The sequence below is a fragment of the Streptomyces sp. NPDC001970 genome (genome assembly GCF_053594115.1).
Genome location: NZ_JBSFDW010000029.1, coordinates 26,725 through 41,207, shown reverse-complemented (window position 1 = coordinate 41,207; position 14,483 = coordinate 26,725). Strand labels below are relative to the sequence as shown.

16 protein-coding genes and 4 pseudogenes are annotated in these 14,483 nt (G+C 68.4%); 11 read left to right on the top strand and 9 right to left on the bottom strand.

The window, feature by feature from the left end:
• Positions 1-78: 78 nt before the first annotated feature.
• Together ACWCP0_RS29440 and ACWCP0_RS29435 are read left to right on the top strand one after the other, a co-directional pair.
• A pseudogene (locus tag ACWCP0_RS29440) lies at positions 79-306 on the top strand (hypothetical protein); the annotation flags it as partial.
• Positions 307-434: 128 nt separating this feature from the next.
• Entirely contained in the window at positions 435-1,397 is a 963-nt protein-coding gene (locus ACWCP0_RS29435) for a DinB/UmuC family translesion DNA polymerase (RefSeq protein ID WP_451081799.1), read from the top strand.
• A gap of 95 nt (positions 1,398-1,492) precedes the next feature.
• On the opposite strand, the gene ACWCP0_RS29430 is transcribed toward ACWCP0_RS29435, so the two are convergent.
• Positions 1,493-1,675, bottom strand: a complete 183-nt coding sequence (locus tag ACWCP0_RS29430) for a TOBE domain-containing protein (protein WP_451081798.1) — start codon at positions 1,673-1,675, stop codon at positions 1,493-1,495.
• 24 nt (positions 1,676-1,699) lie between these two features.
• Positions 1,700-2,455 (bottom strand): helix-turn-helix domain-containing protein, encoded by a 756-nt coding sequence (locus ACWCP0_RS29425; RefSeq protein WP_451081797.1) that lies wholly within the window; start codon positions 2,453-2,455, stop codon positions 1,700-1,702.
• A 238-nt stretch (positions 2,456-2,693) separates the two neighbouring features.
• Between ACWCP0_RS29425 and ACWCP0_RS29420 the strand changes: the two genes are divergently transcribed.
• The 8 genes and pseudogenes from ACWCP0_RS29420 (at position 2,694) to ACWCP0_RS29385 (ending at position 6,762) form a co-directional block, all read left to right on the top strand.
• Positions 2,694-3,359: a DUF4097 family beta strand repeat-containing protein gene (locus ACWCP0_RS29420; protein WP_451081796.1), complete on the top strand. Its 666-nt coding sequence runs from the start codon at positions 2,694-2,696 to the stop codon at positions 3,357-3,359.
• A 62-nt stretch (positions 3,360-3,421) separates the two neighbouring features.
• Positions 3,422-3,652: a DUF2089 family protein gene (locus tag ACWCP0_RS29415; RefSeq protein WP_451081795.1), complete on the top strand. Its 231-nt coding sequence runs from the start codon at positions 3,422-3,424 to the stop codon at positions 3,650-3,652.
• Positions 3,649-3,909, top strand: coding sequence for a hypothetical protein (locus ACWCP0_RS29410; protein ID WP_451081794.1), 261 nt, complete (start codon positions 3,649-3,651; stop codon positions 3,907-3,909). The genes ACWCP0_RS29415 and ACWCP0_RS29410 overlap by 4 nt, the downstream gene beginning before the upstream one ends.
• Before the next feature lie 19 nt (positions 3,910-3,928).
• Positions 3,929-4,093, top strand: a complete 165-nt coding sequence (locus tag ACWCP0_RS29405; protein WP_451081793.1) for an SHOCT-like domain-containing protein — start codon at positions 3,929-3,931, stop codon at positions 4,091-4,093.
• A gap of 138 nt (positions 4,094-4,231) precedes the next feature.
• Complete coding sequence (locus tag ACWCP0_RS29400) at positions 4,232-4,765, top strand: ISL3 family transposase (RefSeq protein WP_451081792.1); 534 nt, start codon at positions 4,232-4,234, stop codon at positions 4,763-4,765.
• Positions 4,766-4,820: 55 nt separating this feature from the next.
• Complete coding sequence (locus ACWCP0_RS29395) at positions 4,821-5,258, top strand: DUF4259 domain-containing protein (RefSeq protein WP_451081791.1); 438 nt, start codon at positions 4,821-4,823, stop codon at positions 5,256-5,258.
• Between the two features lie 234 nt (positions 5,259-5,492).
• Positions 5,493-5,696 (top strand): annotated as a pseudogene (locus ACWCP0_RS29390) (hypothetical protein); the annotation flags it as partial.
• Between the two features lie 184 nt (positions 5,697-5,880).
• Positions 5,881-6,762: an esterase/lipase family protein gene (locus ACWCP0_RS29385; protein ID WP_451081790.1), complete on the top strand. Its 882-nt coding sequence runs from the start codon at positions 5,881-5,883 to the stop codon at positions 6,760-6,762.
• A 127-nt stretch (positions 6,763-6,889) separates the two neighbouring features.
• Here the strand turns inward: ACWCP0_RS29385 and ACWCP0_RS29380 are convergent, their stop codons facing one another.
• On the bottom strand, positions 6,890-7,891 hold the full coding sequence (locus tag ACWCP0_RS29380; protein WP_451081789.1) for a lytic polysaccharide monooxygenase auxiliary activity family 9 protein: 1,002 nt from the start codon (positions 7,889-7,891) through the stop codon (positions 6,890-6,892).
• A 391-nt stretch (positions 7,892-8,282) separates the two neighbouring features.
• On the opposite strand from ACWCP0_RS29380, the gene ACWCP0_RS29375 reads away from it, so the two are divergent.
• Positions 8,283-8,732, top strand: coding sequence for a tyrosine-type recombinase/integrase (locus tag ACWCP0_RS29375; protein ID WP_451081788.1), 450 nt, complete (start codon positions 8,283-8,285; stop codon positions 8,730-8,732).
• A gap of 581 nt (positions 8,733-9,313) precedes the next feature.
• Here ACWCP0_RS29375 and ACWCP0_RS29370 read toward each other — a convergent pair.
• From ACWCP0_RS29370 to ACWCP0_RS29345, 6 genes and pseudogenes are all read right to left on the bottom strand, one after another.
• Positions 9,314-9,437 (bottom strand): annotated as a pseudogene (locus ACWCP0_RS29370) (Sir2 family NAD-dependent protein deacetylase); the annotation flags it as partial.
• A gap of 117 nt (positions 9,438-9,554) precedes the next feature.
• Positions 9,555-11,051 (bottom strand): vanadium-dependent haloperoxidase, encoded by a 1,497-nt coding sequence (locus ACWCP0_RS29365; protein WP_451081787.1) that lies wholly within the window; start codon positions 11,049-11,051, stop codon positions 9,555-9,557.
• A gap of 204 nt (positions 11,052-11,255) precedes the next feature.
• Positions 11,256-11,996, bottom strand: a complete 741-nt coding sequence (locus ACWCP0_RS29360) for a hypothetical protein (RefSeq protein WP_451081786.1) — start codon at positions 11,994-11,996, stop codon at positions 11,256-11,258.
• Between the two features lie 23 nt (positions 11,997-12,019).
• Positions 12,020-12,187 carry a hypothetical protein gene (locus tag ACWCP0_RS29355; RefSeq protein ID WP_451081785.1) on the bottom strand — a complete coding sequence of 56 codons (168 nt, stop codon included), beginning with the start codon at positions 12,185-12,187 and terminating at the stop codon, positions 12,020-12,022.
• A gap of 219 nt (positions 12,188-12,406) precedes the next feature.
• Positions 12,407-13,151, bottom strand: a pseudogene (locus tag ACWCP0_RS29350) (transposase family protein).
• Positions 13,152-13,243: 92 nt separating this feature from the next.
• The gene (locus ACWCP0_RS29345) at positions 13,244-13,426 is read right to left on the bottom strand and encodes a hypothetical protein (RefSeq protein WP_451081784.1); all 183 of its coding nucleotides are present in this window, start codon (positions 13,424-13,426) and stop codon (positions 13,244-13,246) included.
• Positions 13,427-14,483: the final 1,057 nt, after the last annotated feature.

The window sequence follows — 14,483 nt, the reverse complement described above, 5'->3', positions numbered from 1 at the left end:
GAACGGACGGACCCGCGGAAGGCAGCCTCGCCCGAGGCGGCCGACGAGTCGGGCGCACCGGAAGCGTCCGTTCTGTACCTGCGCTTCCGCAAGCCCGGCGGGGGGCCGCCGGACGGGGCCGCGTACGCGGGGCTGCTCGGCGCGTTCACGCCCGTGGTCGAGGCGGCGCCGCCGGACGGGGCGCTCGTCGATGTGCGGGGCGCGCTGCGCTACTTCGGACGCGATGCCGCCGGCCTCGCCTCGCTGATACGGGTGCGGGTGCTCGCCCTGTACGGCGCCGACTGCGTCATCGGAGCCGGACCGAACCGAAGCCGACCGGTTCCTGGATTCTCGCACCCTGCAGGGCGTGAACTCGCCGGGCACCGGCCCATCCTGCCGCGATGCTCCGTCGGGTTGCCGGACCGGGGGCAGTCCTACGGTACGGAGTGCGGGCGATGAGCGATCCCCTCTTCTTTCACGTGCGGCTCCGCGAGCGTGGTGGACTTGCCGAGATCATGACGGTGATCGAGCGGTTCACCCCCTTGGTGCAGCCGTTGGCGCCGTCGGCAGCAGTTGCCCAGGTGGGAGGTTCGTTGAGGCTGTTTGGCGTCGGTCCTGTCGAGCTGGCGCAGAGGGTGAGGCTTCAGGCTGCTGCGTTGTACGGGGTGGGTACGGTGATCGGTGCCGGCCCGTCGTGGACGACGGCGGCCATGGCATCAGCTCGCACCGGAGACGGGGGCGTCCGGTACGTGGCGCCGGGTGAGGTGGGGAGGTTTCTCGGTCCGTTGCCGGTTGCGGAGTTGTACGGGATTCGCCGAGTGCAGGCCGAGGCGCTCACGCGGCTGGGCGTGGCGACCATCGGGCAGCTTGCCGAACTGCCGGCGGTGACCGCCGCGCGGATTTTGGGCCGGGCCGGCCGTGAACTGCAAGAACGCGCCCGTGGGGTGGACCGTCTGAGCGTCGTTGCGGGGCGTGCGCCCCGGTCGGTCTGCGTGCGGACGGACTTTCCGGTGGATGTGCTCGATGGCCGGCAGGTGCGTGCTGCGTCCTTGCGGTTGTCCGCCGAGCTGGGAGCGCTGATGCGGTCGCGCCGGCAGGCTGCCCGGTCGCTGACCGTGGCTGTGCGGCTGGCGGATCGACAGGAGATCTCCCGCTCCCGCAGATTGGCCTCCGTGTCCGCTCATACCGATGACCTGCGGCAGGTGGTGAGTGGTGTCCTGGACGGATTCGGGCTGCAGCGGGCACGGATCCGGCGGGTTGCTCTGACGGCTGAGGTCGTCGACGCCGTCCACGCGTCCACGCAACTGACCTTGGACCAGGGGCGCGAGGCACAGCTGCGCATGGAACCCGTCGTGGACGCTCTCAACGCCCGGTTCGGGCCGGGGACGGTGGGCCCTGCGGCGGCGTTCTGCGCGTGAGGGAGTGGGATCTGGATGGTCGGCGGGTGTCGGCCGACAGGTATGCGCGTGGGCCCGCCCCTCAAGGGACGGGCCCACGGGCAAGCGGGTGTTGATCAGGCGGTGGCGAGGGAGATCGCGGTCGACTTGATCAGCGCGAGGACGGAGGTGCCGGCGGCCGGACCCAGGTCGGCGACCGCGTCCTTGGTGATTGCGGCGGTGATGTCCTGGCCGCCCGCGAGACGGACCTTCACGGCCGCCATGATGTTTCCCCGAGGACGCAGCCGGCTTCGTCTCATGGCTGTGGCGATCGAGACGGCTGTCTATCCGTGGTCTGGACGTGGTTGGGCGGTGTCGTTCGACGTCGTTTCGGGTTTGGTGCGGAGGACTTCGCGGGCCTGTTCGGCGGCGCGGGTGATGCTTTCGCTGATGAAGTCGAGGAAGCGGGCGATGTTCTCCAGGCGGGTGGCGGCGGGGGTGTGGGGGCCGAGGATGGCGACGCCTTGGCGTGCGGTTTCGACGAGCTGGTCGTTGGATCGGGCGCTGGCGATCGTCGCCTGGTAGAAGAGTTCGTCGTCGACGACGTAGCGGTCGCGGCGGCGTTCGTCGCGTTCTCGGCGGACGAGGCTCTGGCTCTCCAGGAAGGCGATCGCTTTGGAGACGGACGCCGGGCTGACCTGGAGGCGCTGGGCGAGCTGGGACGCGGTGAGGCTGCCCGCGTCGGTGGTGAACAGGCAGGTGAGCACCCGGGCCGTCATCTTGGGCAGGCCCGAAGCCATGAGGACGGTGGTGAACGTCTCCTCGTACTCGGCCACGGCCTCGGCGTCGCGTCCGTGGATCTGCGGGGACGTCTCCGCCCCCCGGGGCGCGGCCTGCCTGCGCCGGTGGGCGCGGCGTTCGGTGGCGCGGTGGGCCAGGTCGGCGCGGTAGGCGGTGGGGCCGCCGTTGCGCATCACCTCACGCGTGATCGTCGAGGTCGGACGGTCGAGGCGTCGGGCGATCTCGGCGTAGGGGAGGCTGTCGGCCAGCCCCAGCGCGATCTGCTGGCGTTCCTGCTGGGTGAGCCTGCCTCCCGGCATCGCGATCTCCTTGGTGATCCTTCGTGGCGGTCCCTGATCCCCCCACTATAGCGTTCACTCCTCATCCATTGCAATGCTCAGGGCGGTTGTCGTTGCATTACTCTCAAGGTCGTTGCAACAGTTTCCCGGACTCTACCTGCATATATATCGATCCTGTGCAACGGGTGTGTTGCTAGAACTTGGAATGCAACGTAGCGTTTCCGGTGTCAGAAACAACGAGCGAGCACAGGAGAGCACGATGCAGAAGTTCGACACCCCCGCCCCGGTCTCCGCCGTCCTGGACATCCCCGCCGGACGCGTCCAGTTCATCGCCGCAGACCGCGCCGACACCACCGTCGAGGTCCTGCCCGCCAACCCCTCGAAGGGCCGCGACGTGAAGGCGGCTGAGCAGACCACGGTCGAATACGCCGACGGCGTCCTGCGGATCACGGCCCCGGCCCCCGACAACCAGCTCTTGGGCCCCTCCGGATCCATCGAGGTCACCGTGCAACTGCCCGCCGGCTCCCGCGTCGAGGCCAAGGCCGCCAGCGCCGAGCTCCGCGGCGTCGGACGCCTCGGCGACGTCGCCTTCGACGGCGCGTACCGCCAGATCAAGATCGACGAGGCCGCGAGCGTCCGCCTCACTGCGATCGACGGCGACGTCGAGGTCGGCCGGCTGGGCGGCCCCGCGGAGATCAGCACCGCAAGGGGCGACATCCGGATCACCGAGGCCGTGCGCGGCACCGTCGTGCTCCGCACCCAGTCCGGCGACATTTCCATCGCCGTCGCCGCCGGCGTCTCGGCCGCCCTGGACGCCGGCACCGACTACGGCCGCGTCAGCAACGCCCTCAAGAACGATGGCACCCCCGAACTCGACATCCGCGCCACCACCTCCCGCGGCGACATCACCGCCCGCAGCCTCTGAAGGAGCAGAACCAGGACTCTCCGGCCGGGCCCACCGCGATCGAGATCCTGTCGGTCGTCGCCATGACGTCCGGGTCGATCGCCTCGGTCGGCCCGCTCGGCTTCAAGGAGATGGAGCGGATCTTCGGGGTGGGCTACCCGACGATCAAGTCCAGGCTGAACCGGATCGCCAAGCACCTCGACTTCGTCGACACCGACCCGGCATCCACCGGCGCCGCCGACGTCGTTGACCGCCTGCGACGGGGGGAGATCAGCGCCCAGGAGGCGCTGGCCGAGCTGGAGAGGCCCCGATGATCCCGCAGCTGGTGACGGTGCGCTATCACCGTCCCGACGGCCGCCGGCTGCGGCTGTACGTCCCTGTCCTGCCGGTACTGCTGTTGCTGTCAACGCTGCTGCTGCTCGCCGTGCCGGCCGGACTGGTCACATGCCTCGCCACCCGGGTCAGCCCGGTGGGCGCGCTGCGCGGCACCGGGCAACTGCTGTGGGCGCTGCCCGGCACCCGGATCGAGATCGAGCAGGGCCGAACGGCCGTACTGGTAAGCGTCAGATGAGTCAGAGCAAGGAGCAACAATGAACGAGCAGCGCCGCCAGATCCTGCAGATGCCGGCCGAGGGCAAGATCACCGCGGACGAGGCCGAGCGGCTGCTCGACGCCCTCGAACGAGAACAGCCCGAGTCTCCGCCGGGAGCCACATCCCGCCCGAAACCCCGGCCAAGTACCTGCGCGTGGTGGTGAACGCGGCGGACGACTCCGGCGGCGACGGGGCGAGCCGGGTCAACATCCGGGTCCCGCTACAGCTGCTGCGCGCCGGGGTCCGGCTCACCAGCCTCATCCCTCCGCAGGCGGACGAAGCTCGACGACTTCACGCCGTACTTGCACGAGCGGTGGGGCCGAGGGCTGCATGAACGCCCGGACCCTCTGGCAGGAGATCCAGACGCACGGCCACGCAGGTGGATACGGGGCCGTCCCCGCATACCTTCGTCGCTTCCGGGACACCGTGCCGGGCGGTCGGCCGCCGTCTCCAGGACTGTTGCCGGTTGGATCCTGACCCACCCTGACGCACTTCCGGAGAACGAGGGCTTGAAGCTCAAGTCCGTCCTCGCTCACTGCCCCGAACTAAATGCCCTCGCCAGGCACGTCCGTTGCTTCGGGCAGATGCTCACGGAGCTCCAGGGGGAACGGCTCCCCGAGTGGATAGCGGCGGTCCGAGCCGACGACCTGCCCAGCCTGAATACCTTCACCAACGGCCTTGAACGCGAACTCGCAGCCGTTACCGCGGGCCTGACCCTGCCGTGGAGCTCAGGCGTCGTCGAGGGCCGTGTCAATCGCATCAAAATGATCAAGCGGCAGATGTATGGACGCGCTGGCTTCGAGCTCCTGCGTAAGCGGGTACTGCTTGCGTCATGACGTCACTGTCGGTGGCCAGCGAGAGGATCCCCGGACAGCCACGGGAGGAGATCATGTGGGCACCTGGGACATCGGCCCTTTCGACAACGACACCGCCGCCGACTTCGGCGGCAACTTGGACGACGCATCCATGGAAGAACGCGAGCCCGTGATCCGCAGCGTGCTCGAACGAGCCACCAACCCTGCGGGCGAACTGGACGCCGCCTACGCCGAGCGAGCCGTTGCCGCGGCGGCCCTGGTTGTCGCACAGCATCCTGAGGGCGAACCGACGTGTTCAAACTACGGCCCCTCGGAACCGATCCCAGAACTCCCCGCAGACCTCCGAACGCTCGCAGTCGATGCTCTGGACCGGATCGTCGCTGAGACGTCTGAACTCGCCGACCTGTGGGGCGATGCTGCGCACGGTCCGAAATGGCGCCAAGGCATCGTCCGCCTCCGCGACGTCCTCGACCCTCCGGTCCCGCCACAAGAGGAAGCTCTCTTCGAGATCTGACCGGTAACCCACGGTCACGGACCACGGAAGTTGAGCCAGAACCCGAAGTCGCGTACATCGGGTATTCGCGCGGGCGTGCGACTCCCAATCTCGCGTCCGAACGACGTCCGCAACTCACGTACATGGCCACTGGCAAGTCCCCAGCCAACACGCTGGGGACGTCGCCAATACCGTCATAAACGGCACGAGTTCCCGCTCGAACGCCTCCAGGAATCCGCGAACCCACGCGCTTCCCTCCTCGATGGCCTCGGCCTGCAGCGCCCTCGTGACCGCGCCCTCGCCCTGCGCGCCGAGGAGCTGATCCCGGCCGACGACGCCGCGCATCAGCTCACGTTCGACCCGGCCGACGAGAAGGCCCGCCGGGGCGAGGCGGTCGCCGACCTGGCCCGTGCAAGGTTCGGTCCACGGGCGGTCATTCCGGGCTCACTGGCCGCGTAACGGATCTTTCCTCATATCAGCGGTCCTCTGACCATCCCTCACATTTTACCGACGCGTAACTTCCCAGGGTTGGTTACTCGTGCGTACGTTGGCATGAGCACAGCTCTCTCTTGTGGTCCGGGCCGCAGGGAATCCCCACATCCCCAGTCATCGCCATTCCCTTGAGCCGCAAGGAGATCGCCCGATGCTGCCCCGGAAACTTCCCTGGAAGCGTGCCCTCAGACCGCTCGCCGCCCTGCTGCTGGCCGCTGCCATCGGTCTCGCCCCCGCTGCCACCGCCACCGCGGCCACCACCGCCGCCGGCCCGACGAGTGGCTGGAACAACTACTCCTGCAAGCCGTCCGCCGCCCATCCCCGTCCCGTGATCCTCGTCCACGGAACCTTCGGGAACTCCGTCGACAACTGGCTCGCCCTCGCGCCGTACCTCGTCCACCGGGGCTACTGCGTCTTCTCGCTCGACTACGGCCAACTGCCGGGCGTCCCGTTCTTCCACGGCCTCGGCCCCATCGACAAGTCGGCCGAGCAGCTCGACGCGTACGTCGACAAGGTCCTCGCCGCGACCGGCGCCGCCGAGGCCGACATGGTCGGACACTCGCAGGGCGGCATGATGCCGCGCCACTACCTGAAGTTCCTGGGCGGCGCGGACAAGGTGAACGCCCTCGTCGGCCTCGCGCCCGACAACCACGGCACCACGCTCAACGGGCTCGCCGGCCTGCTCCCGTACTTCCCGGGCGCCGCGGACCTGCTGAAGTCCTCGACCCCCGGCCTCGCCGACCAGATCGCGGGCTCCGCGTTCCTCACCAAGCTCAACGCGGGCGGCGACACGGTTCCGGGCGTGCGGTACACCGTCATCGCCACCAAGTACGACGAGGTCGTCACCCCGTACCGCTCGGCGTTCCTCGACGGCCTGGGCGTCCGGAACGTAACCCTTCAGGATCTGTGCGCCCTTGACTTCTCGGAGCACGTGGCGATCGGCCTGTGGGACCGGATCGCCTACCACGAGGTGGTCAACGCCCTCGACCCGGCGCACGCCACCCCGACGACCTGCGCGTCGGTCTTCGAGTAGGCACGAAACGAGGAGGGGGGCCGCCCGTCGGACGGCACCCCTCCTCGTCAGTACGACATCTCGCGGACCGGCTGTGCGTGGCCCTGCTGTGCGCGGACCGGCTGTGCGCGGATCAGCTCTTCGTGGATCAGCGGGACGCCTTGCGGCGGACGGTACCGAACATCACGGCCGCACCGAGCGCGAGCACCGCGGCACCGCCGACGGCGAGGTACGGGGTGCTGCTGTCGCCGCCGGTCTCGGCGAGGTTCTCACCGGCACCGTTGGCCTCGGGGGCGTTGGAAGCGGGGGCCTCCGACGGCTCGCCCTCCGCCTCCGGCGCGGCCGTAGCCGTGGACGGCTGCTCGGAGTGCTCCTCCGCGCCGTCACCGCCGTCACCGCCGTGACCGCCGTGGTCCACCGTGGACTCGTCGGCGCCGGCCTCGATCTGCTCGTCGCTCGGCGCGGAGGCGGTCGGCGCGGGCGCGGTGCCACCGTCCGGCGCGGAGCCGCCGCTGTCCTGGCCGAAGACGACGTCCGAGCAGGTGTAGAACGCCTCGGGGGAGTCGGACCGCTGCCAGATCGAGTAGACCAGGTGCCGCCCGGACTTGGCCGGCACGATGCCGTCGAATATGTACTCCCCGTTCACCAACTTCGGGTCGGTGACCTTCGCGAACGGCTGCGCCTCCAGGTCCGACCACTTCAGCGGCTTCGACGGGTCGTAACCGTCCTTCGTGATGTACAGCTCGAACGAGCCCTTGTGCGGGGCCGTTCCCTTGTAGTGGAACGTGTGACTGCCCGCAGCCAGCTTCGACGCCGGCCAGTCGGCCCGCGGCAGATCCAGCCCCTTGTACTTGTCCCGCCCCGCGCTGCACAGCTTCCCGTCCGGGATCAGCTCCTTGTGACGGCCCGCGGCGTCACCGATGTTGACCTCGTTCCAGTCGTAGAACGCCTGCGTCCCACTCGCGGCGACCGCCGCCTTGCACGCCGCCGAGTCGGGGCTCTCCGGCCCCTCGGCGTAACAGGCGGACACCCGGCTCACCGGATCCGTCATCGATCCATGCGCAACGGCCGGCGACGCGGCCAACCCGGTCAGCGCGAGCGGCGCAATCCCGAACGCGGCGACGGCGGCGGCCCTACGGCGAGCGGTCATGGTGACGATCTCCTTCAACAACAGCGGCATATGGGGGAACTGCGGGCGGGTCCCACGACGGCGGTGCGGCCCCCCGAACGACGGCACCGACGCTGGGGACCCCGCCCCGGCGATCAGCAAGCTAGCCGCTCGGAAGGGCGAAATCCGCTGCTGGGAGCGGGTGAAGGCGATCCTTATGGTCGCTTTAAGGGTGGGGTAAGAGGGGGCTCAGGATCGCTGCGTAGCGCAAGCGTCTGACCACGCGTTTCGGCATGCTGACGTCCGTAGTCGTCCGCGGGAAGCCGCCTCATGTCGCCGCGTTTGGCTCCCCGTTTGGCTCCCCCGGCTCCAGGCAAGGCTCCACCTAGCTCCACCGGCCGGCACTGCTCCACACATTGAGGTATGGCGCTCGGTGCGTCGCCAAGGGAAGACCAAGACGAGAACGAGTCGGCGAACCCTGGCCGTGCCGCGCCAACTCGTCGCTGTTCTCGTGGCACACCGGGAGGCCCAGCAACAGCGACGAGAAACGCTCGGACTCACCCGGCAGGAAGACAGCTACGTCTTTGGAACCGACAGTGGCGAGCAGCGCAGCGCGTTCACCGTGCGCCGCAGCTTCAGAGCCATGCTCGAAGCTGCGCGATTCCCACATCCGGAACAGTGGACACCTCGGGAGCTGCGGCACAGCTTCGTCTCTCTGCTCTCTGACCACGGCATCCCCTTGGAGGTGATCGCCCGGGTCGTCGGGCACAGCGGCACCCAGACGACTGAGGCTATCTACCGCAAGCAGATTCGCCCGGTCATCACCGAGGGCGCCGAGGCGATGGACGCGATCTTCGGCGAATCCAACAGGACTGAGGCCTAGCAGGGCGAGAGCCACCGACGAGCGCGCGTCGGTGGCTCCCTGCATGACGGTTGTCCGGCACGACGGTGGGCCGACGCTTCGGTGTGGGCTGGCTCGGCTGACACCCGCTTTAGGAGTTCGATCCGAGTGCGGCCCAGTGGTGTTGGCGGGTGCTCGGGTCGAACGTGCCGGGCCGTGCATGGGTGCCCGCGTTCGGCGCCGTTGATGTCACCCGACGATGTCAGCCGGAGCCAGCGCTTCTTGCGGAAGAAAAGTACTGTATGTAACCGGGGACGCCGTAGTGGGTGCAGTTCCCAGCCGCGCTAGCGCTGGGGGCGAAGGTGAGAAGGCCTCCGGCGACCACCATGGCGACCACAGTCGACTTCGGTCGGACATTTTTGATCATGCTCGCTAAGCTCAATCCTTGCAAGACGCAGACGTTCTCGACTCGCACTGCTCGACGAACGTGTGCGATGTTATGTATGACGCACTGATGCTGCCACGCAGGACCTCGGATTGGTCGGTGGCTAATGCGCCCTGTACGGGTTCGGGTCGGGCGTTACAGTAGTGATCCCGCTTGCCGTTCGGTTGGGCGTCGATGGTCGCTACGAGCTTCTCGGCCTCCGGATCGCGCCGCCACAGCCCGTTGGGTCCCCGATAGTCAGGGATCCCGGAATCGGTGGAGATACCTGCGTCACTGAGGATGGCGACGAGGGGCCTGTTCACAGGCCGAGAGTAGGACGACTGCCCGCTCCGGACGAACGGATTTCGAGGTGATCCCGACGCCGTCCGGAGCGGTGCAGTAGCCACTTCACATCTGCAGGCGTGGGCCGCGGAGTCGTTTCAGGGCTTGTGCGGATGCCCGTGTCGTGTCGGCTGCAGCGCGTTGGCGAACACGTAGTCGCCAACGTTGGTACCGATCTCGTTCCCGTCCTCGGCGTCCCAGCGGAAGTGCACGCCCAGCCAGAGCCGGCTCAGCTTGCCCTCCTCGGCGACCTGGCTGAAGTTGGCCATCCTGCGGTATTCCTCGATGGTGTGCGGGTCCTCCGAGTGTGCGATGAACGAGACGTCGTCACGACCGAAGAAGTGCTTCATCGCGCTTGCCCACGCAGCTGTGAAGTTGGCATGCCCGGAGGTCCAGGCGGGGAAGCACGGGGTGAACGGTGCCCCTTCGCGGTCCGCGCTGAGAGGCTGCCAGTTCGCGTTCGCGCCGCCCATCGCCTGGATCGCGGACACCGGGCGCCACTCGTTGATCGGGGTGTCGTACTTGGAGTCCCAGGCCGCGATCCCGGCATCCGCCAACGACAGCGCCGACAGCGCGAACAAGTGGGTGGTCTCGTACGTGTCGAGCTCGAACTTCTTGGCGACGATCCCGGTCAGCTCGAGCAGTTGTCCCGGGGGGTGGTAGGTGCCGTTCAGGTCATGGTCCCAGAACCAGCCGACAACGGTCTGTTCGAAGGTGCGCTCGGTGGAGTCGACGGCACCGACCCGTCGCACCTCGTCGAGCTGGGCCGCGTACTCCGGGCTGGTCACCAGATCGGCGTAGGAAGTGAAGCCTCGCAGGGTGGGAGGCCGGAACTGCGAGCCGGAGCGGAGCACGAACGGTTTCACCTTGCCCCAGTTCGGGGTCACCGCGTCGCTCGGCTGCTTGCAGGCCCCTTCGTCATCCGTCGCCTCTTCACCCGTCGGCCGCCAGGCTCCAGGTGTGGTGGTGTCGCCGCTGTAGACGTCCGGGTTGTCCGAACCGTCGTTCGCCCGGGCTTTGTTGATCTGCCTCACCACGCGGTCGACCACCAGGCGGTCGAGGGGGTCGTAGGCGTAGGGAGAGCGGCCGGTCCGGGCCTTGTACTTGGTGTCGATATAGTCCTGATCGCCCGGGTACAGCTGCGAGATCATCCGGTACGCCGTGCGGTCGATCAGCCGCTCCTCCTCGTGCCGACGCGGCCGCGAGTGTCTGTGGGCATACTCCAGCGGCCGGCTGAGGTACGGCTCGTACTCCAAGGTTCCGTACGTGTATTGATAGGCGCTCTCCGCGTTGTAGATCGCCGCGAAGACCATCGCCCCGGACCTGGAGAGTTTGCCGGGCGAGGCGTCCCAGCCCCGCGCATTGCGGAACGTCTGGAGCAGGACCTTGTTCCAGTACTGCGTCGGATCGTCCTTGTGCCGTGTCGCGGCGGCGGCCTGCGGCGCACCGGCCGCCACCGGACTCAGCCCGGCGAGCAGGGCACCGGCCACGACGACGGCCCGTAGCCGTCCCAGGCGTCCGCCGGCACGGGACTTCAAGCGTGGGAGCACGGACTTCGCGGCCGACTGACGGCCATGATCGGGTTCGAGAGCCATGGCATTCCTTTCGACGTCGCTGATCAACGGCGGCAGCGTAATGTCTGGTATGCCAAAATTAAGATCGGCCACGCCGATATGTCGTGCATGTTATAAATGTCAATTCTTCATTCGTGCGAGTGATTCGGCCCTGTTCTCGCATTGGCTACGGCCAGGTGGCGTGTAGCTCTACGTAACGTTCGGGGCTGCGGTCCTGACGGCCCTTCAGTGCCGGGCGTCGGCCACGAGGGCGTTGACGCGGTTCTCGTACTCGCGGCGGGCTTTGCGCTGAGCCGGGACGACCGGGACGCCCTGGGCGCCGTTGAGGGGCTGGCAGCGGGCGAGGAGCCGGCGGTGGACCGCGGGCGCGGCGCTGACGCGCAGGGTGTAGCCCCGGCCGCGCCGCACGGCCACGCCATGGTCGAGCGCGGCCCGCTCGGCGGGCTCCGGCTCGGCCGCGCGGAGGAAGTCGGCGACCTTGCTCGGCATGTCGAGGGTGACCGGCAGCTTCGGGGCTGGGGCGTCCTCGCGGCCGGCGGCGGTGCGCTCGGGCATGAGGTCGGCGACGGCAGTACGGATGGCGCTGCGGCTGACGCCGTGTTCGCGGGCCAGTGCGGCGATGGACCGGCCGCCCAGGTAGGCCGTGCGCACGGTGTCGGTCTTCCCGGCCGGGACGGCCGGGCGGCGGCCGCCCTTGCTGCCCCTGGCCTCGGCGGCGCGCAGCCCGTCGTAAGTCAGCTCGCGCTGGAGGTCGCGCTGGAGTTCGCCGACGGCGGCGAGGGTCTGCACCATGAACTTCACCGTGGACAGCAGCTCGCCGGTGCGCGGGTGGCGGGCGGTGAGGTCCATCGTGGAGAACGCGCCGTCGTGGATGCACAGGGCGAGGCGGCCGGTGTGGAGGACGTCGAGCACGTCGAGGATGTGCTGGGTGCCGCGCACGAGGCGGAACATCTCGGAGATGTGCACGGTGTCGCCCGGCCGCGCGTAGGTCAGCAGTTCGCCGAACTTCGGGCGGTGGACCGGGTGGAGGCGCTGACGGTGCCCGCGTCCTCCTCGAAGACGACCGGGGCCTCGATCCCGGCCTCGGCCAGGACGAGGTTCTGGCGGGCGGTCGACTGTTGGTCGGTCGAGACCCGTTTGTAGTTCAGGTTCGCCATCGTGGCCCTGTCCGTGCGGAGGAACGGAGCCCATCTGTCGTCAAACCCTGTCATCAATCGCCATCGGATCCGATTGGATCGGCGCCGCCCCGGTGCCCCGGAATGTCAGGATTCATAGGATGCGCGCGCCACCTGTGGCCCATCGGGGCCACCTATCGGTCCTCACCGGGGCCAACAACAAGTCTTCGCAAGCTGCTGACCACCGACTACTGAGCCATTTCAGCGCTGCCGCTCCAGGGTGAGGACGACGGCGGTGATTGACGAGATTCGATTCGGACTGCATCGGGCCCTGCGGAAGATCCGCCATGACTTCAGTCGTGCGACACCACGCTCGACCGGTGCTCGTGCCGCGGAGAGTACGCGGTTGACGGTTCGCTGGGTGGGTGTGAGGTCGCGGGCCGGCAAACGTCTGATGGGCGTCGTCACCCAGGGGCCGGCTCCGATGTAGGCGCGGTCGGCGAGGACGGGGATGCCTTGGCGTTCGCAGATCCGGATGATCCGGTGGGTGCGGGCGGCGGTCAGGTCATGGGCGCGACCTGGCAGTGCTGGTGAGATCCACAGCAGCCGGCCGGGTCGGTCACCAGTTGCACGTTCACTCCGTGCCGGCGGTGCTTGATGGAGTAGTCGGCCCGACTGCCGCCCTGGCGGTCGCACTCCGCGAGCGTGCCGTCGAGCAGTACAAAGTCGGGATCGCTCTCGCGCAGCACTCGGAGCAGGCCCGGTGCACGGCCGGCGAGCAGGCTGATCACCGCGGTGGTGTACGCGTGGGCGGTGCCTACCGGGATCCCGAAGCCGATGGCGATCTGCGCGAGCGTGTCGTGTCTGCGCAAGTGCGTCAGCCCGACAAGCGCGCGCTGGTGCGGCGGGAGCTTGCAGCGGCGGTCACCCTCGCGGGTGACGATGAGCATGGTGACCCACTCGACCAAGGCGTGTGGCAGGTCGAGTGCGCAGGATAGGGAATCAACGAGGCTCCTGCGCTGATGAGTTGAGACTTCGAACACCTCCCTCAACGGCACGGGAGCCTCGTGCGTTGCGGACACCGACGTCGTCACCCGATCAGTGGCCACCCTGAAAAGGCTCAGTGAACAAGTCGTCCCGTCCGGACGGATTCGCACCCCCATACGGGCGCATCGGCTTGATCTCCATGGCCGCGTCACCGAGACGCCACTGGGCGCCGCTCATCGTGGCCACCCAGTCCCGCCCCAGTTTGACCAGCTCGTCGTAGCGATCCCGGGTCACACTGCCGACCATGGCGGGCATCCGGACACCACCCCCACAGGCCCGGGTGCGGCACCCTTCCATGCCGTCAACTCGCCCCTGTCGACTCGTCACTTGGCACCATCCGGTCGGCTCCAGGCCCCGGCCAGGGCGCACGGTCCCGGTGAAGCACCGTGACAGCCGCCGAATGCGCGGTCTCACAACCCGGCGTCCACCGCGCGCCGCCTGTGCCAGGCCCTTTTGCGGCAGCGGGGAGAGCAGTACGTTGCCGAGGCAGGACGTTCGACCCCGACCATCCACGACGCCCCGCACTCCGGGCAGCTGGACGTCACGCCGGCCTTCACCGCCTCGGTTCTCGCCCTCGCCCGCCGCATCCGCCGCCAATGTCGCGACCGGCAGACGGACGAGCAAAACAGCGCCGTCGCCCTCGCCGCCGGCATCAGCGGACCACCGCACCCACGGCACAACCGAGGCCCATCATCGCGGTCGTCCGTGCCCACAACCAGCCTCAGCCGAGGAACGCCGTCCCTGCGCATGCGGCCACCGTACGAAACGAAAATGTCTGTCGGGAGTCCCCCACCGGCCGTCTTTCCCCATGAAACATTATTTCTTCCTCGCATCGGCGCCGGAGCCAGCGGCGACGGAGGCACGGTCGACGGCGCGAAACCCTCGGCGGACCGGCGGCTCTCCCAACTCGGCCGTACCATCCTGCGCATGAGCCAGGACAATGCCTGGAATGATGCCGGTGAGCTCGCTGGTCAGCGTAGTACTGAGGGCCGTCCACGGGCCAGGCATATCGGTCTCGGCCGGAACGAACCCCTCCAGCGTCCCGGACCCGCCTCAGCCCACGTCAGGGCACACAAAAAGCACCACCGGCGCGCGCCACGGATTTACCACGCCCGAGTGTTATCCGTAGACATCGAGTCGGTGGATTCGGACTAAGAAGAATGGGCCTGCTTCGGAGTGCACCCACCACTGGATGCCGCCCATGTCGAAAAGTCCAGCGCGCGTACTGCGGTCGCCGAAGTCGCGAAAGAATGACCACCACTCCGAAAATGCGAACATCAAGCCCCGCCGG